The 16,018-nt window shown below is 71.9% G+C and carries 18 protein-coding genes and 1 tRNA gene; 8 read left to right on the top strand and 11 right to left on the bottom strand.

The genetic code is table 11. From position 1 onward, the window contains the following. Window positions 1–65: 65 nt before the first annotated feature. Window positions 66–2,075, top strand: coding sequence for a Stk1 family PASTA domain-containing Ser/Thr kinase (gene pknB / locus ACNJ93_RS16015; RefSeq protein ID WP_418958080.1), 2,010 nt, complete (start codon window positions 66–68; stop codon window positions 2,073–2,075). Between the two features lie 66 nt (window positions 2,076–2,141). Here the strand turns inward: pknB and ACNJ93_RS16010 are convergent, their stop codons facing one another. The 6 genes from ACNJ93_RS16010 to ACNJ93_RS15985 form a co-directional block, all read right to left on the bottom strand. Beyond that, a complete protein-coding gene (locus tag ACNJ93_RS16010; protein ID WP_418958079.1) occupies window positions 2,142–2,816 on the bottom strand; it encodes a class E sortase in 675 nt (224 codons plus the stop codon). 15 nt (window positions 2,817–2,831) lie between these two features. Then, window positions 2,832–4,067, bottom strand: a complete 1,236-nt coding sequence (locus ACNJ93_RS16005; protein ID WP_418958078.1) for a class E sortase — start codon at window positions 4,065–4,067, stop codon at window positions 2,832–2,834. Continuing rightward, entirely contained in the window at window positions 4,064–4,702 is a 639-nt protein-coding gene (locus ACNJ93_RS16000; protein WP_418958077.1) for an aminodeoxychorismate/anthranilate synthase component II, read from the bottom strand. The genes ACNJ93_RS16005 and ACNJ93_RS16000 overlap by 4 nt, the downstream gene beginning before the upstream one ends. Next, complete coding sequence (locus ACNJ93_RS15995; RefSeq protein ID WP_418958076.1) at window positions 4,699–4,860, bottom strand: hypothetical protein; 162 nt, start codon at window positions 4,858–4,860, stop codon at window positions 4,699–4,701. The genes ACNJ93_RS16000 and ACNJ93_RS15995 overlap by 4 nt, the downstream gene beginning before the upstream one ends. Window positions 4,861–4,940: 80 nt before the next feature. Further along, window positions 4,941–5,651, bottom strand: coding sequence for a class E sortase (locus tag ACNJ93_RS15990; protein WP_418961424.1), 711 nt, complete (start codon window positions 5,649–5,651; stop codon window positions 4,941–4,943). A gap of 34 nt (window positions 5,652–5,685) precedes the next feature. After that, complete coding sequence (locus tag ACNJ93_RS15985) at window positions 5,686–6,453, bottom strand: DUF881 domain-containing protein (RefSeq protein WP_418958075.1); 768 nt, start codon at window positions 6,451–6,453, stop codon at window positions 5,686–5,688. Window positions 6,454–6,590: 137 nt separating this feature from the next. Between ACNJ93_RS15985 and crgA the strand changes: the two genes are divergently transcribed. Next, window positions 6,591–6,845: a cell division protein CrgA gene (crgA, locus tag ACNJ93_RS15980; RefSeq protein WP_418958074.1), complete on the top strand. Its 255-nt coding sequence runs from the start codon at window positions 6,591–6,593 to the stop codon at window positions 6,843–6,845. A gap of 379 nt (window positions 6,846–7,224) precedes the next feature. On the opposite strand, the gene ACNJ93_RS15975 is transcribed toward crgA, so the two are convergent. Further along, a complete protein-coding gene (locus ACNJ93_RS15975) occupies window positions 7,225–8,085 on the bottom strand; it encodes a rhomboid family intramembrane serine protease (protein ID WP_418958073.1) in 861 nt (286 codons plus the stop codon). Between the two features lie 127 nt (window positions 8,086–8,212). Next, window positions 8,213–8,740: a peptidylprolyl isomerase gene (locus ACNJ93_RS15970; protein WP_418958072.1), complete on the bottom strand. Its 528-nt coding sequence runs from the start codon at window positions 8,738–8,740 to the stop codon at window positions 8,213–8,215. 217 nt (window positions 8,741–8,957) lie between these two features. On the opposite strand from ACNJ93_RS15970, the gene ACNJ93_RS15965 reads away from it, so the two are divergent. After that, the gene (locus ACNJ93_RS15965; RefSeq protein ID WP_418958071.1) at window positions 8,958–9,680 is read left to right on the top strand and encodes a DUF5324 family protein; all 723 of its coding nucleotides are present in this window, start codon (window positions 8,958–8,960) and stop codon (window positions 9,678–9,680) included. 105 nt (window positions 9,681–9,785) lie between these two features. Here the strand turns inward: ACNJ93_RS15965 and ACNJ93_RS15960 are convergent, their stop codons facing one another. Then, window positions 9,786–10,211 (bottom strand): DUF6344 domain-containing protein, encoded by a 426-nt coding sequence (locus ACNJ93_RS15960; protein ID WP_418958070.1) that lies wholly within the window; start codon window positions 10,209–10,211, stop codon window positions 9,786–9,788. A 175-nt stretch (window positions 10,212–10,386) separates the two neighbouring features. After that, on the bottom strand, window positions 10,387–11,634 hold the full coding sequence (locus ACNJ93_RS15955) for an MFS transporter (RefSeq protein WP_418958069.1): 1,248 nt from the start codon (window positions 11,632–11,634) through the stop codon (window positions 10,387–10,389). Window positions 11,635–11,834: 200 nt separating this feature from the next. Between ACNJ93_RS15955 and ACNJ93_RS15950 the strand changes: the two genes are divergently transcribed. The 3 genes from ACNJ93_RS15950 (at window position 11,835) to ACNJ93_RS15940 (ending at window position 13,707) form a co-directional block, all read left to right on the top strand. Beyond that, window positions 11,835–12,212 carry an anti-sigma factor antagonist gene (locus tag ACNJ93_RS15950; RefSeq protein WP_418958068.1) on the top strand — a complete coding sequence of 126 codons (378 nt, stop codon included), beginning with the start codon at window positions 11,835–11,837 and terminating at the stop codon, window positions 12,210–12,212. Between the two features lie 99 nt (window positions 12,213–12,311). Then, on the top strand, window positions 12,312–12,785 hold the full coding sequence (locus ACNJ93_RS15945; RefSeq protein WP_418958067.1) for an FAD-dependent oxidoreductase: 474 nt from the start codon (window positions 12,312–12,314) through the stop codon (window positions 12,783–12,785). A gap of 25 nt (window positions 12,786–12,810) precedes the next feature. Further along, window positions 12,811–13,707: an RNA polymerase sigma-70 factor gene (locus ACNJ93_RS15940; protein ID WP_418958066.1), complete on the top strand. Its 897-nt coding sequence runs from the start codon at window positions 12,811–12,813 to the stop codon at window positions 13,705–13,707. An 87-nt stretch (window positions 13,708–13,794) separates the two neighbouring features. On the opposite strand, the gene ACNJ93_RS15935 is transcribed toward ACNJ93_RS15940, so the two are convergent. Next, window positions 13,795–13,867, bottom strand: a tRNA-Ala gene (locus ACNJ93_RS15935). 168 nt (window positions 13,868–14,035) lie between these two features. On the opposite strand from ACNJ93_RS15935, the gene ACNJ93_RS15930 reads away from it, so the two are divergent. Continuing rightward, on the top strand, window positions 14,036–14,584 hold the full coding sequence (locus ACNJ93_RS15930) for a helix-turn-helix domain-containing protein (RefSeq protein WP_418958065.1): 549 nt from the start codon (window positions 14,036–14,038) through the stop codon (window positions 14,582–14,584). A 35-nt stretch (window positions 14,585–14,619) separates the two neighbouring features. Then, window positions 14,620–16,005, top strand: coding sequence for a serine/threonine-protein kinase (locus ACNJ93_RS15925; protein ID WP_418958064.1), 1,386 nt, complete (start codon window positions 14,620–14,622; stop codon window positions 16,003–16,005). The last annotated feature ends 13 nt before the right edge of the window (window positions 16,006–16,018 follow it).

Raw genomic sequence — 16,018 nt, 5'->3', positions numbered from 1 at the left:
AACAGCTATACCGCCGGACCACGCACGGGTGCGGTCGGGACAGACGGAGAGGGCTGGTAAAGGCTATGGAAGAGCCGCGTCGCCTCGGCGGCCGGTACGAGCTGGGCTCGGTGCTCGGCCGTGGTGGCATGGCGGAGGTCTACCTCGCGCATGACACCAGGCTCGGCCGCACCGTTGCCGTGAAGACGCTGCGGGCGGATCTCGCCCGTGATCCGTCCTTCCAGGCCCGGTTCCGCCGGGAGGCCCAGTCCGCCGCCTCGCTCAACCACCCGGCGATCGTCGCCGTCTACGACACCGGCGAGGACTACGTCGACGGGGTCTCCATCCCGTACATCGTGATGGAGTATGTCGACGGCTCCACCCTCCGTGAGCTTCTTCACAGCGGCCGCAAGCTGCTGCCCGAGCGCACCCTCGAGATGACCGTCGGCATCCTGCAGGCGCTGGAGTACTCGCACCGCGCCGGCATCGTGCACCGCGACATCAAGCCGGCGAACGTCATGCTGACGCGTACCGGCCAGGTCAAGGTCATGGACTTCGGCATCGCCCGCGCCATGGGCGACGCCGGCATGACCATGACGCAGACCGCCGCGGTGATCGGCACGGCCCAGTACCTCTCCCCGGAGCAGGCCAAGGGCGAGCAGGTCGACGCCCGCTCCGACCTGTACTCCACGGGCTGCCTGCTGTACGAGCTGCTGACCGTCCGGCCGCCGTTCATCGGCGACTCGCCGGTCGCGGTCGCGTACCAGCACGTGCGCGAGGAGCCGCAGCCGCCGAGCACCTTCGACCCCGAGATCACGCCCGAGATGGACGCCATCGTCCTGAAGGCGCTGGTCAAGGACCCCGACTACCGCTACCAGTCCGCCGACGAGATGCGCGCGGACATCGAGGCCTGCCTCGACGGCCAGCCGGTCGCCGCCACCGCGGCGATGGGCGCGGCCGCGTACGGCGCCGCCGGGTACGGCGGCTACGGCCCGGACGACCAGCCGACGACGGCGCTGCGGCCGACGGACCCGGCCGGGCAGACCTCCATGCTCCCGCCGATGAACCCGGACGACGGCGGCTACGGCTACGACGACCGCCCCGGCGGCCGTCGCGGGAACCGGCCTCCGAAGAAGTCGAACACCTCGACGATATTGCTGGCCGTGGCGGGCGTTCTCGTGCTCGTCGGCGCGATCCTGATCGGCCAGGCCCTGTTCGACCAGGACAACGGCTCGAACGAGGTCCCGGTGCCGCAGCTCGTCGGCAAGACGCTGCAGGAGGCGCAGACCAGCGCCACGAACGTGGGCGTGAAGGTCCAGCAGAGCGGCACGGCCCGCTGCGAGCAGCCGAAGGGCGCGATCTGCACCCAGGACCCGGCGGCGACCGAAGGTGCCCAGATGGCCAAGGGCGCCACGATCACCGTCCAGGTCTCCGAGGGCGCCCCGCTCCAGGAGGTCCCGGACGTCCTGGAGAAGTCCCAGCAGCGCGCGCAGGAGCTGCTGGAGAACAAGGGCTTCAAGGTGAAGGTCGAGGAGAAGGAGTCCGACGAGGAGCCGGGCACGGTCATCGACCAGAACCCGAAGGGCGGCTCCCAGGCGGAGAAGAACTCCGAGGTCACGATCACGGTCGCGAAGAAGTCCCTCAAGACGGTGCCGCCCGTCGTGGGCAACCAGTTCGACCAGGCCAAGGCACAGCTCGAGACGCTGGGCTTCACCGTCGCCCGGGTCGACGTCGACTCGAACCAGCCGGCCGGCACGGTGACCGAGCAGGACCCGAAGGGCAACTCGAAGGCCGGCGAAGGCTCGCAGATCACCCTGAAGGTCTCCAAGGGCCCCGCCCAGCAGCAGACCATCCCCGGTGACATCCAGGGCAAGAAGGTCAAGGACGTGAAGGCGCAGCTGGAGGGCATGGGCCTGGTCGTCCAGTTCGCCCCGGGCTCGTCCGACCGGGACAACGCCACGGTCCTGAACAGCAACCCGGGCCCCGGGCAGCCGGTCACGCCGGGCCAGACGGTCACCCTGTGGACCGTCGGCGGCAGTGACGGCGGCGACGGGGACAACGACAACGGCGGCTTCTTCGGCGGCACCAACGGCTAGCCGAAGGCCACGACGCAGAAGGGCCCGCCTCCCGGAGGAGGCGGGCCCTTCTGCGTGTGACGAAAGTCAGCGCAGTTCCGCCGGCGGGGTGCGCTGGTTGTCGACCTTCTCGGTGCGCTCCAGTTCGCCCCAGACGATGAAGCGGTAGTCGGAGGTGTACATCGGCGTGCAGGTCGTCAGGGTGATGTAGCGGCCGGGCTTCTGCTTGCCGGACTGCTTGGGGACCGGCTGCAGGACCTCGACGTTGTACTTCGTCGTCTGCGGCAGGGTCTTGAAGACCTTGTAGACGTACCAGGTGTCCTTGGACTCGAAGACGATCGAGTCGCCGGTCTTCAGCTTGTGGATGTTGTGGAACTTCGCGCCGTGGCCGTCGCGGTGCGCGGCCAGGGTGAAGTTGCCCTGCTTGTCCTGCGGCAGCGCGGACTTGACCGGGTCGGTGTAGTAGCCGGCGACGCCGTTGTTCAGGGTCTTGCTGTCGGTGCCCTGCTTGACGAGTATCTCGCCGTTCCCCATGGCGGGTACGTGCAGGAAGCCGATGCCGTCCTTGGTGTCCAGGGCCCCCGGGCCGCCGGCCCAGCGGTCGCGGACCTGGTCGCCCTCCTTCGCCGCCGCCTGGTCGGCGAGGACGTTCGTCCACCACAGGGAGTAGACGACGAACAGTCCGAGCAGGACGCCTGCCGTGATGAGCAGTTCGCCGAAGACGCTGACCGCGGTGGCGATCCGCTCGCGCGCACGTGACACTGTGTCGGTTTCCTCTCAGCCTACGAGCGCGTCCGGTTTCCCCTTGCTGCGCGGGCGTTCCTCGACCATCTTCCCCCACACGATCATCCGGTAGGTGCTCGTGAACTCGGGGGTGCAGGTGGTCAGTGTGATGTATCGGCCGGGCCGAGTGAACCCCGACCCCTTCGGAACGGGCTCGATGACGGAGACGTTCGACGGGTGGGTCTGCGGCAGGATGCTCGCCATCTCGTACGTGTAGTACGCGTCGGCGGTCTCGACGACGATCGGGTCGCCGGGCTTCAGCTGGTTGATGTACCGGAACGGTTCGCCGTGGGTGTTGCGGTGGCCGGCCACCGCGAAGTTGCCCTGCTTGTCCTGCGGCATGGCGGTCTTCAGCTTGCCCTCGCCGTAGTGGCCGACCATGCCGCGGTCGAGGACCTTGGGCTTGCTGATGCCTTCGGCGATCGGCACGACCACGTCCAGCTTCGGGATGTACATGATCGCGAAGCCCTGGCCGGGTTCGAAGGCGTCGGGCTTGCGGCCCTTGGCCCACTCCTCGGCGATCTGCTCCTTCGCCGTGTTCGCCTCCTGGCCGGCCCGGACGTTCGTCCACCAGAGCTGGTACGCGACGAACAGCAGCATGACGACGCCGAAGCTGATGAACAGCTCGCCCACCACCCGGCTCGCGACCACGCCCACGCTCTCCTTGCGGGCGCGGGCGGCCCTGCGGGCCTCCACGCGGGACAGGGGCCGGGAGTCGTCGCGTTCGGGCGCGGAAGGGGCCGTGGGGGCCCCTCTGCGGCCCCGGGCCTTCGCCGCCCGGCGGCGTTCCGCCCGGCCCGGTCCGGGGACGGACGGGGCGGCGGGCGGGGCGACGGTCCGCAGGGCCATCGTCTCGTCGTGGCGCACCGGCGCGTCCGCCTCGGGGTCCACCTCGGGTATCGGCTCGTACACCGCAGTCGGCTCCGGCTCGTACGGGGCGGGAGGGTCGTACGGGGCGGGAGGGTCGTAGGCGCCGGGGGCTTCGTACGCGGCGGGGGGCTCGTACGGAGCGGGCGGTTCCGGGGCGTACGCGTCCGGGGGCTCCGGGGCGTACGCGGCGCCCGGCTCCGGCTCGTAGGCCGCCGGGGGCTCGTACGGGGCGGCCTGGGGCTCCGGCTCGTAGGCGTACGCCGCGGGCTGCCGGTCCTCGTGCCCGTACGGCTCCGGCCGCTGCCGCTCCTCCGGGTCCGGCGCGTTCGCCGCCCGGAACCAGGGCGACCCCGCCGTCACGCGACGGCCTTGCCCACCACCGGCGCGAGGCCCGTCGAACGGGCCACCGCGCCCGTGTCGCCGCACTGTTCCAGCCAGTTGGCGAGCATCAGGTGACCGTGCTCGGTCAGCACCGACTCGGGGTGGAACTGCACGCCCTCCACCGCGAACTCCCGGTGCCGCAGGCCCATGATGATGCCGTCCTCGGTGCGCGCGGTGACCTCCAGTTCGTCCGGCAGCTCGGCGGGCTCCGCGGCCAGCGAGTGGTACCGGGTCGCGGTGAACGGCGAGGGCAGGCCGGCGAAGACGCCCTTGCCCTCGTGCGTCACCAGGGAGGTCTTGCCGTGCAGCAGCTCGGGGGCGCGGTCCACCACACCGCCGTAGGCGACGGCCATCGACTGCATGCCGAGGCAGACGCCGAAGACGGGCACGCCCGTGGCCGCGCAGTGCTTCACCATGTCGATGCAGACGCCGGCCTGTTCGGGGGCGCCGGGGCCCGGGGAGAGCAGGACGCCGTCGAAGCCGTCCTGGGCGTGCCCCAGGGCCACCTCGTCGTTCCGCAGGACCTCGCACTCGGCGCCGAGCTGGTACAGGTACTGGACGAGGTTGAAGACGAAGCTGTCGTAGTTGTCGACGACGAGAATGCGCGCGCTCACTGACCGTCCACCGTCACATCGTTGAACGGAAGCAGCGGCTCCGCCCAGGGGAACACGTACTGGAAGAGCACGTAGACGACAGCGACGATCAGCACGAGCGAGATGAGCGCCCGCACCCAGGTGTTGCCCGGCAGATGCCGCCAGATCCAGCCGTACATGACGTCTGCCGGTCCTTCTCTCTCGACTGTGTCCCGATGCCCGTCGGGACCAGGGTAAGGGGCGGAGGTGTCGGCGTGGGTCAGCTGTTCAAAGCTGCGGGCCTGCCCTTCGTCACAGGCTGGGTGGCGTCCAGCCGTGCCCAGACGATCAGCCGGTGGCTGCTGCCCCACTCGGGCTCGCAGGTGGTCAGGGTCAGATAGCGCCCGGGGCCGGCGAATCCGGACTTGCGCGGCACCGGGTCGACCACGCCGGTGTCGCCGGGCACGGTCCGGTACGGCTTCCTGGTGATGCGGTACGTGTACCAGGTCGTCCCGTCGGTCAGGACGACCGCGTCCCCGGGGCGGAGCCTCGGCACGTCCTTGAACGGGTCGCCGTAGGTGCGGCGGTGGCCGGCGACGGCGAAGTTGCCGGTGGCGCCGAGGCGGGCGGAGCCGGCGTAGTGGCCGAGGCCCTTCTTGAGCGTGCCGGTCCTCGTGCCCTCCAGGACCGGCCAGTCCCATGCGGGCCCGAAGCGGGGGATGTACATGACGGCGATGCCCTTGCCGTCCCGGTACGGGGGCGGGGGCGGCGGCTCCGTGGCCGGCTGCGCGGAGGGCGCTGCGGACGGCTCCTGGGCGGGCGGGGCCGCCTGGGCGACCCATTCGTCCTGGAGGAGCCGGAGCTCGCCGTCCGTGGCGGCCTCGGCCTTCACGCCGGTCCAGAACATCAGGTAGCCGACGAAGAGGACGATGACCGCGCCTATGGTGATGCACAGCTCGCTGAAGGTCCTCACGACCAGTCGTACCGACAGCACCACCGAACCCCCTCGGGCCGCCGGGCGCCCCTCAGCCGCTCGGCTCGGCGTAGTGGAGATCCACTGTGCCGGAGTACCCCGGCAGAGTCACCGTCTCGTGCTCGTCGACTTTCCAGCCGAGGCCGTACGCCTTCACGTAGAGCTGGTAGTTCTGCAGCGCCGGGGAGGCGGCCAGGGCCTTGTTGAGCGCGCCCCGGTCGCCCACGGCGGTGATCCTGTAGGGCGGCGAGTAGACCCGGCCCTGGAGGATCAGGGTGTTGCCGACGCAGCGGACGGCGCTGGTGGAGATCAGTCGCTGGTCCATGACCTTGATGCCGGTCGCGCCGCCCTTCCACAGGGCGTTGACGACGGCCTGGAGGTCCTGCTGGTGGATGACGAGGTCGTTGGCCTGCGGCTCGGGGTAGCCGGGCGCGGCCTGGGCGTCGGGCGGGGCGTCGTTGAGGGTGACGGTGAGGCCCTGGCCGGTGACCTTCGTGGTGCCGGCGGCGGCCTCCAGGGCGCGCAGTTCGGCGTCCTCGGCCTTGGTGGAGCCGTCGTCGCGGCGGGCGAGGGTGTCCACCTGGTCGCGTACGGCCGCGGTCGACTCGTCCAGCTGCGCGTTCTTCTGGCTCCGTGCCTGGATCAGGTCGGAGAGGCGCAGCAGGGAGTCGTCGGTGCGGATGTTGGTGCCCTTGGCGGTGTTGAAACTCGTGACGAAGATCAACCCGGCGAGCGCGAAGACGGCAGCCGTGAGTACCCGGACCGGGCTGAAGCGGGCGCGCCGCCCCGGTCCGGCGGCGGAGTCGGCAGAATTGCTCAACGTACCCTGATCCCCTTCGGTGCCGCGGAAGCACTACGCTAACGGACGCCCCGGAGGGCCGGTGGTGCTCCCACCCCGTCCGGTGCCAGCCCAAGTTCCCTGCGCGGTCACGCAGCGCATCGACAGGAGAGTCCCTCGTGCCGAAGTCACGGATCCGCAAGAAGGCCGACTACACGCCGCCGCCGGCGAAGCAGGCGACCAACATCAAGCTGACCAGCAGCAGCTGGGTGGCCCCGGTGATGCTGGCGCTCTTCCTCATCGGCCTGGTGTGGATCGTGGTCTTCTACGTCACCGACGGCACCCTGCCCATCAAGTCGCTGGCGAACTGGAACATCGTCGTCGGCTTCGGCTTCATCGCGGCCGGGTTCGGCGTCTCCACGCAGTGGAAGTAGCGTCCCGACGCCTCCGGGACCGGCTCGCCCACCGTCGGGACAAGCTCACCCCAAAACTTATCCACATACTTGTCCACAACACTGGGGACAAAGTTACGACGATCTGTGGATAACTCACATGAGGTTGACGCCGATGTGACTGGTGAGAGCTCGGCAGCTTCCTCGCACGCCCCTCGCCTCGCTTGGGAAACCCCAGGTCAGAGGCGAGGGGCGTGGGCGTTTGGCACGCCGTGCACAAGATCCGGTACACGCTGTGGACAACTCTGGGGAAAGCTTGCACGGGCGGTGTCCGCCCGGTAGGAGCGCCGGGCCGGTACGCGGGCCCGGCGGCCCGGTCTCGGACCCGCGCGGACCCCGTCGCGGAGCCGCGCGGCCGGTCTCAGACCAGCGCGGCCGACCGGGCCAGCACGATCCCCAGGTCCACGGCGAGCAGCAGCCCGCAGGCCCCGTACTGCACCAGCCGGCGCCGCTCGCGCGGCGCGTACACCATCACCAGGGCCACCAGCGCACCGCCGATCAGACCGCCCACATGGCCCTCCCAGGAGATGTTCTCCCGGGTGAAGGTCAGCAGCAGCGACAGACCGACGAAGAGCGCCACCGGCCGCATGTCGTGCCGGCGCCGCTTGGCCAGCACCGCGTACGCGCCGATCAGGCCGAAGACGATGCCGGAGGCGCCCAGCGAGGGCTGGTTCGCCGCGGACACGAGATAGATCAGCACCGAGCCCGAGAGCCCGGAGAGCAGGCACAGCAGCGCGTAGCGGGTGCGGCCGAGCTCGGGCTCGACACTGCCTCCGATGATCCACAGGCCCAGCATGTTGAAGAGGAAGTGCGGGATCTCCTGGTGCAGCACCGTGGAGGTGAGCAGCCGGTACCACTCGCCGTCCGCGACCCCGACCAGTTCGCCGAGCGCCGGGTCGTACGCGTACCCGATCATCCACAGCTCGTCGACGAGCCGGTCGCCGGCCACCAGGACCGCGATGAAGACGGCCAGGTTGATCCCGATGAGGATCTTGGTGACGAAGCGGCCGTCGGCCGCGACCCGGCCGCCCGCGATCGTCCGCGGCTGGTTGGCGCCGGGCGCGTGGCCCGTGCCGGAGCCGTTGCGCACGCAGTCCGGGCACTGGAAGCCCACGGAGGCGCTGACCATGCACTCCGGGCAGATCGGCTTCTCGCACCGGGTGCAGCGGATGCCGGTCTCCGCCTCCGGGTGGCGGTAGCAGTGCGACAGACCGGACTCCATCGGAGGTCCCTCCCAGGGTGGTGGGCGACGACGAGGGCAAGACACCGCCCCGCCCATCCATACGGACGGGCGGGGCGAAAAGGTTCCCCGTTCGGGGTCGCGCCCCGGCGGGCGCGGAGCGCCGGGGTCAGCGCTTCTCGATCACCACGGACTGGATGATCACGTCGTTGACCGGACGGTCGGTGCGCGGGTTGGTGTCGGTGGTGGCGATGGCGTCCACGACCTTCTTGCCCGCCTCGGTGGCGACCTCGCCGAAGATGGTGTGCTTGCCGGTCAGCCAGGTGGTCGGCGCGACGGTGATGAAGAACTGCGAACCGTTCGTGCCCGGGCCGGCGTTGGCCATGGCCAGCAGGTACGGCTTGGTGAACGAGAGCTCCGGGTGGAACTCGTCCGCGAACTTGTAGCCCGGGCCGCCGGTGCCGTTGCCCAGCGGGTCACCGCCCTGGATCATGAAGCCCTCGATGACCCGGTGGAAGACCGTGCCGTCGTAGAGGGGGGCCGTGGACTTCTGACCCGTGGCCGGGTTGGTCCACTCGCGCTCGCCCGTGGCGAGCTCGACGAAGTTCTTGACCGTCTTCGGGGCGTGGTTCGGGAAGAGCTCGATCTCGATGTCGCCCTGGTTGGTCTTGAGGGTGGCGTAAAGCTTCTCGGCCACGATGTGCCTTCCGTGAGTCTGCGCTTGCGTCCACCGATCCTCGCACGGAAGGCGCACGGGGGCAGAAGCATGACCCGGATGGCTGCCCCGCATGCCGTGCGGGGAATCTGCGGGCATGATTTCGCGAAGGGCGGATATGCGAACTGTGCCCTGTTCGGGACGTGCCGTTCGGCTGCGTCCCGGAGCTCGTGAAAACGCCACCGAGGAGGAGGATCCCGTGACCCGCATGGACAGCGTGCGCGCCGCGACCGGTTCGGCGAAGGACAGCGTGCGTCACGCCGCGGACGTGGTGGCGCCCTACGCAGACACGGCCAGGGAACAGGCCGCGCTCTATGCGCACGAGGCACGCGCCAAACTCGTGCCGAAGGTCTCCAAGGCCGCTCATCAGGCCCGTGCCCAGGCCCGTACGCAGTACAGGGCGCATCTCGCCCCGCACGTACCGCCGCGGGTGGACGCTGCCGCCCAGGCCGCCGCGGACCGTACCCGCAAGGCCGCCCGTGTGGCGGCCGACTACACCGTTCCCCGCGTCGAGCAGGCGGTCGCCGCGACCGGGCCCGTCCTGGAGGAGGCCGGTCAGCGTTCCACCGCCGCCTGGGCCGCGCTGCGCGGTCAGGTGACGCCGAAGGAGATCCGGAAGCTGGTCAGGAAGCACGAGCGCCGGGCCAGGGCCGGACGCGCCGCCAAGGGGGTGCTGATCCTCGGGGTGCTGTTCGGCGGGGCCGTCGCCGCGTGGAAGTGGTGGGACAAGCAGGCCAATCCCGACTGGCTGGTCGAGCCGCCCGCGCCCACCGAAGTCTCGGAGGGTTCTGCGAGGACCGAAGGGTCCGAGGGGTCCGGTCGTTCCCCGTTGTCGTCCGTGGACGGCAGTGGCTCCCTCGATGCCGAGGTGGAGGCCAAGCAGGCCGAGTCCGATGCCGCCGATCGTGACGACCGCCGCTGAGCACTGACAGGTGCTCGGACGGGTAGGCGCTCAGGCGCAAAGGCGCTTGGGACGCGTGGGCCGGATGACCGGTCCGGACGCCGGGAGTCTGTGCGCTCCCGGCGTCTAGGCCGTCGCGGCGCTGCCGGCGAGGGCCTCGGCCCGCTCGTCCCGCTCGTCCCGTCCCTCGCGCTCCGTGCGCTCCGTGCGCTCCACCGGGTCCGTCCCCAGGGCGGCGTCGGCGGGCAGATGGCGGACCGAGGGCGTGGCGTTGTGCGCCTCGGCGCGGATGCGCTGCTTGATGGTGGGCGGCAGGGCCCTGGTGCGCACCACCGGGGCCGACGGGGCGAACGTCGCTCTCCGGTCCGTCTGCGCCGGCACCGTCGCGAGCACGCGGCGGGCGGCGGCGTCCGAGGCGGCCGGCTCCTCCGGGCGGCTGACGGCCGGCTGCTGGGCGGCGGTGGCGGGGGTCGCGAATCCGAGGGCGCCCAGGAGGGCGACGAGTACGGAGACGAAGGCGGTCCAGAACTGCTTGACCTTGGCGGTGGCCATGGCTCCTCGCTTTCGACGGTGCGCCGGGGTCCGGCGCGTCATTCGGACGGGTCTGCGGTGATTCATTTCGGGTTGCGCGATCTACATACCTTTCTCATGATGTGTACGCCGCCCGGTAAAGCCGGGAGCGACGCCGCAGCCGCGCAGTTATTCCGATGAACACCACCCGTGCGGCTCAACCCGCCGCCGCGAGCTCCCGCTCCGCCGTGGTCTCCCGCCGGGCCGCGGCCGCCTCGGCCCACCGCACCGCGGGCCCCGTCGCGAGCGCCGCGACCAGGAAGATCCCGCCCAGCACGAACCAGCCCGGCACGCCCCAGGTCATGAGCAGCGCCGTCACCAGCAGGGGCCCCGCCGTACGGGCGACGGGCACGCCGGTGCCGAAGAAGCCCTGGTACTGGCCGACCCGGCCGGCCGGAGCGAGGTCGAAGGACAGCTGCCAGGAACCGGCGGAGTGCCGCAGTTCCCCCGCCACCTGGAGCACCGCGCCGGCGACGAGCACCGCGAGCGCCGCCCCGACCGGCAGGGCGAGCGCCGACAGCGCGAACACGGCGCAGGAGACGAGCATCAGCGCGCCGGAGGTCCGTACCGCGCGGGTGGCCGACGCCAGGTCCGTCACCGAGCGGGCGACGCGCACCTGAAAGAGCATCACGGCGGCGGTGTTGAGCACGAACAGCGCCGAGACCGTCCAGCCCGGCGCGCCCGTCCGGGCCGGGATCCACAGCGGCAGCGCCAGGCTCAGCAGCGGCAGCCGCAGCAGCAGGACGGCGTTGAGCAGGCCGACCACCGCGTACGGCCGGTCCCTGAGCACCGCGAACCCGGGCCCGGCGTCCGCCGGGGCGGGGGCGGCGGTGACCTGCGGCAGCCCGGCCAGGACCAGCGCGCAGACCAGGAAGGCCGCCACGTCCAGCGCCAACACCGCCAGGAACGCCTCCCGGGTGCCCAGGTGCAGGGCGAGCCCGCCGAGGCCCGCGCCGACCGCGAGGCCCGCGTTGAGCGTGGACTGCAGCCGGGCCATCACGCCGGTGCGCTCCTCCTTGTCCACCAGGCCGGCGAGCAGCGCCTGCCGCGCCGCGGCCAGGCCGCACTGGGCGGTGGCGTACACGGCGGCCGCGGCGAGGAACGGCCCGTACGAGCGGATGAAGAGGAACGCCGCGACGGCGCCTGCGGTCAGCAGCGCGAGGACCACCGCGGTGCCGCGCGCCCCGCGCCGGTCGGCCAGGTGGCCCAGCGGGACCCCGGCGAGGGAGCCGACGGCCCAGGCGAGCGTGAGGGCGAGGCCGATCTGGCCCGCGGACAGCCCGACGATCCGGGAGAAGTACAGCGCGGAGCAGACGTAGAAGGCGCCGTCGCCGACGGAGTTGCTCAGCTGCGCGGCGGCGAGCGCGCGGGGCGCTCCGGGCGGGGGCAGGAGTCTGAGGGCCATGTCCATGACGGTAGGGCGGCACTGGCCCGCCGACCTGGTCCACTCGGCGGCCCGGAGACTGGGCCACTCAAGGGCCGGGCGAAGCCGCTCCCGTCCCGTTCCCCGGGCGCTCCCACCGCCTCTCACAGGGCGAAATGCATAATGACCGTCCCCCACGGAGAGCGTCTCTGCGAACACCGTCCCCCGACGAGAGAGCTGCCATGACCATCGAGTGGCGTTACACCATCCAGCCGGACCTGGGCGTGCTGTCCCTGGCCGGGTTCCTCGGCACGGACGCCGTGGGCCGCTTCGCGGGCGCGGTGGGCTGGGCGGTGGCCCGCGGCACCGGGCCGGTCATCCTCGACCTGACCAGCCTGCGGGGCTGGTCCGACGGCGGCCGCGCCGCGGTCGCCGAGGCGGCGGCCCGGCTGGCGGCGCAGGGGCGGAGCCTGGAGCTGGCCGCGGCGCCCGACGGCGGCTGCCCGCCGATACCGGGGCACCCCGATCTGCCGGCCGCGCTCGCCGCGCACCGGGGCGGCGGCGAGGAGCAGCGCGCCTGGAGCACCGGCGACTGGCCCGCCGCGGAACGGCCCGTTTGAAGTGACGTGAGTCACAAAAAGTCACAGACATGACCCGACCGGTGTCTTGATGCCGAACCCCCTGGGAGACGGACCCAGAGGCGACGGAGGAGACACACCATGGCCGAGCACACGGACGTCGTCGTGATCGGCGGCGGATACGCCGGAGTCATGGCCGCCAATCGCCTGACGCAGCGCGCCGACGTGACGGTGACCGTGATCAACCCGCGCCGGACCTTCGTCCCGCGCCTGCGCCTGCACCAGCTGGTCGCCGGGACCCACGAGGCCGTCGTCGACTACGCCGCGGTCCTGGCGGACGACGTCCGCCTCGTCGTGGACACCGTGACCCGCATCGACGCGGCCGGACGGCGCGTCACCCTCTCGAACGGCGACGCCCTCGCGTACGACTACCTGATCTACGCGGCCGGCAGCGGCAGCACCGCTCCCCAGGTGCCCGGCGCCGGCAAGCCGGGTTCGCACTCCTGGCTCCGGGACGACAAGCACCGCCGTACGCTGCTGGCCGCCCGCGGCGCGGCGCCGGCCGCCCCGACCGAGGCCGTGGCGGACGCCGGGGCCGCCGAGCGCGCGGCCTGACGGCCGCCGAGGAAGGGGGAGAGCCATGACCGACCGGGCCACCGACCGGGCGACCGACATGTTCGTCGAGCACCGCAATCTGCTCTTCACCGTCGCGTACGAGGTACTGGGCTCCGCGGCCGACGCGGAGGACGTCCTGCAGGAGACCTGGCTGCGCTGGGTCAAGGTCGACCCGGACCAGGTCACCGACGACCGCGCCTACCTGGTCCGCATCACGACCCGTCAGGCGCTCAACCGGCTGCGCACCCTGAAGCGCCGCAGGGAGGCGTACGTGGGGCAGTGGCTGCCGGAGCCGATGCTCACCGCGCCCGACGTCGCCGAGGACGTCGAGCTGGTGGAGAGCGTGTCGATGGCGATGATGCTGGTCCTGGAGAGCCTCTCCCCGACCGAGCGGGCCGTCTTCGTGCTCCGGGAGGTCTTCGAGACCGACTACGACGAGATCGCCGAGGCCGTCGGCAAGACCCCGGCGGCCGTCCGGCAGATCGCCCACCGCGCCCGCCGGCACGTCGACGCCCGCCGCCCCCGCCGCACCGCCTCCCCGAGCGTGGCCCGGGCGGCGCTCGACTCCTTCCGCCGCGCCCTGGAGACGGGCGACCCGCAGGAGCTCCTCGACGTGCTCGCCCCGCAGGTCGTGCTGGTCAGCGACGGCGGCGGGGTGAAGCGGGCCGCGCTGCGGCCCGTCGTCGGCGCGGAGAAGGTGGTCCGCTTCTACCTCGGCGGCACCGCCAAGCACGGCGTCACGATCACCACCGAGCCGACGGAGGTCAACGGCGGCCCGGCGCTCACCGTCCACGTGAACGGCGAGCTGGACGGCGTGATGGCCCTGCGCGTCGAGGACGCCCGCATCACCGGCCTGTATTACGTCCGCAACCCCGAGAAGCTCACCCACGTGGGCTCCGAGACACCGCTCACCCTGCGCTGAGGTCCACGGCGCCCAGGGCTGAGCCCGCAGACACGCACACATGCCCTCTGATCCGCGTTTTCGCAGATCAGAGGGCATGTGAGGAAGTGGAGCCTAGGGGAGTCGAACCCCTGACATCTGCCATGCAAAGACAGCGCTCTACCAACTGAGCTAAGGCCCCGAAAGACGTCGGCGACCGGTCCTCACCGGAACCGGGCCGCGCCGCAGACCAGACTACCGGGTCACCCCCCCGATCCGGCAAAAACATTGGGGCTCCCGGTGCGCGAGCACTCTCCGTAAGATGCTTGGCGAGGTTCGCAGTGGCGAACCGCAGGGATGGGGAGAAGCAATGGATGCAGCGCAGCAGGAAGCCACGGCAAGAGCCAGAGAGCTTCAGCGCAGTTGGTACGGAGAGCCGCTGGGGGCGCTCTTCCGCCGGCTGATCGACGATCTGGGGCTCAACCAGGCCCGGCTCGCGGCCGTACTCGGCCTGTCCGCGCCCATGCTGTCCCAGTTGATGAGCGGCCAGCGGGCCAAGATCGGCAACCCGGCGGTCGTCCAGCGCGTCCAGGCGCTCCAGGAGCTGGCGAGCCAGGTCGCCGACGGCAGCGTCAGCGCCGCCGAGGCCACCGACCGCATGGAGGAGATCAAGAAGTCGCAAGGCGGCTCGGTCCTCACCGCCACCAGCCAGACGACGAACAGCTCGGGCGCGCCGACCGTCCGCCGGGTGGTCCGCGAGATCCAGTCGCTGCTGCGCTCGGTCGCGGCGGCCGGCGACATCATCGACGCGGCGGACTCCCTCGCCCCGACGCATCCGGAGCTGGCAGAGTTCCTCCGGGTGTACGGCGCGGGCCGTACCTCCGACGCGGTCTCGCACTACGAGTCGCACCAGAACTGACGCCGACACGGCACGACGGGAGCGGGCGCAGCGCAATGGGTGAGGTCTTCGCGGGCCGGTACGAACTGGTCGACCCGATCGGACGCGGCGGCGTGGGCGCGGTGTGGCGCGCCTGGGACCACCGCCGGCGGCGCTACGTGGCCGCGAAGGTGCTCCAGCAGAGCGACGCGCACACCTTGCTGCGTTTCGTCCGCGAGCAGGCACTGAGGATCGACCACCCGCACGTCCTGGCCCCGGCCAGCTGGGCGGCCGACGACGACAAGGTGCTGTTCACCATGGACCTGGTGAGCGGCGGCTCGCTGGCGCACCTCATCGGCGACTACGGCCCGCTTCCGCCGCGCTTCGTCTGCGTCCTGCTCGACCAGCTGCTGTCCGGTCTGGCCGCGGTGCACGCGGAGGGGGTCGTGCACCGCGACATCAAGCCGGCGAACGTGCTGCTGGAGGCCACCGGAACCGGGCGGCCGCATCTGCGGCTGTCCGACTTCGGCATCTCCATGCGCAAGGGCGAGCCGCGGCTCACCGAGACGAACTACGTCGTGGGGACGCCCGGTTACTTCGCGCCGGAGCAGCTGATGGGCGCGGAGCCCGACTTCACCGCCGACCTGTTCGCGGTCGGCCTGGTGGCGCTGTACCTGTTGCAGGGCACCAAGCCCGACGCGCAGGCCCTCGTCGACCACTTCACCGCGCACGGCACGCCCGGGGCCCCGCAGGGCATCCCGGAGCCGCTGTGGCGGGTGCTCGCGGGGCTGCTGCAGCCGGACCCGCAGGCCCGGTTCCGGTCCGCGACCGGCGCGCGCAAGGCGCTGGCCACGGAGGTGGAGCTGCTGCCCGAGCCCGGTCCGGACGAGGAGCCGGTCGAGGTCTTCGACCAACTCGGCCCGCTGCCGGCCGGTTTCGGCCCGAACGGGCCGGAGGCCGCCGCTCCGGCGCGCGCCGCCGCGCCGCCGGAGGCCCCGTCCGCCGCGAGCACGTCCGAGACCGGCGGCTTCCACCTGCCCCCGCCTCCCGCACAGGCCGCCCAGCCTCAGGCCCAGGCACCGGCTCCCGCGCCGTACCAGGCGTCCCCCACCCCGCCGGCGCACCCCCTGGCCGCCCACGCGCACCCGCCGGCCCCGGTGCCCTCGCACCCGGCCGCCCCCCACCCCGCCGCCGCGGCGGAGTACGGCCCGACGGCCGGCGCCGCGGCGGACTTCGCCCAGGCCCCCACTTCCGCCGTGCCGTACGACCAGCCGGCGACCCGTCAGTACACGGCGCACGCCCCCGTGCAGGGCCCCACGGCCGCCGTGCCCGCGCAGCCCCGCCCGGCCGCGCCACCGGCCCCGCGCACACGACCGGGACCGCCCCCGAAGGTGGCGGTCCCGGTGCTGATCGTCGCGCTGCTGTGCCTGGCGGTCGGCGTCTGGGCCCTCACCCAGGTCTGAGCCGGCCGCCCCA

The sequence above is a fragment of the Streptomyces tritici genome (genome assembly GCF_048500665.1).
GTDB lineage: Bacteria > Actinomycetota > Actinomycetes > Streptomycetales > Streptomycetaceae > Streptomyces > Streptomyces tritici.
This window is presented reverse-complemented; position numbering and strand designations above follow the sequence as displayed.

What these genes read in the sequence shown, in the direction of transcription:
- pknB (WP_418958080.1), top strand. Translation starts at nt 66, where the DNA reads ATGGAAGAGCCGCGTCGCCTCGGCGGCCGGTACGAGCTGGGCTCGGTG.
- ACNJ93_RS15995 (WP_418958076.1), bottom strand. Translation starts at nt 4,860, where the DNA reads ATGTACGGCTGGATCTGGCGGCATCTGCCGGGCAACACCTGGGTGCGG.
- ACNJ93_RS15975 (WP_418958073.1), bottom strand. Translation starts at nt 8,085, where the DNA reads ATGGAGTCCGGTCTGTCGCACTGCTACCGCCACCCGGAGGCGGAGACC.
- ACNJ93_RS15960 (WP_418958070.1), bottom strand. Translation starts at nt 10,211, where the DNA reads ATGGCCACCGCCAAGGTCAAGCAGTTCTGGACCGCCTTCGTCTCCGTA.
- ACNJ93_RS15955 (WP_418958069.1), bottom strand. Translation starts at nt 11,634, where the DNA reads ATGGCCCTCAGACTCCTGCCCCCGCCCGGAGCGCCCCGCGCGCTCGCC.
- ACNJ93_RS15950 (WP_418958068.1), top strand. Translation starts at nt 11,835, where the DNA reads ATGACCATCGAGTGGCGTTACACCATCCAGCCGGACCTGGGCGTGCTG.
- ACNJ93_RS15945 (WP_418958067.1), top strand. Translation starts at nt 12,312, where the DNA reads ATGGCCGAGCACACGGACGTCGTCGTGATCGGCGGCGGATACGCCGGA.
- ACNJ93_RS15940 (WP_418958066.1), top strand. Translation starts at nt 12,811, where the DNA reads ATGACCGACCGGGCCACCGACCGGGCGACCGACATGTTCGTCGAGCAC.
- ACNJ93_RS15930 (WP_418958065.1), top strand. Translation starts at nt 14,036, where the DNA reads ATGGATGCAGCGCAGCAGGAAGCCACGGCAAGAGCCAGAGAGCTTCAG.
- ACNJ93_RS15925 (WP_418958064.1), top strand. Translation starts at nt 14,620, where the DNA reads ATGGGTGAGGTCTTCGCGGGCCGGTACGAACTGGTCGACCCGATCGGA.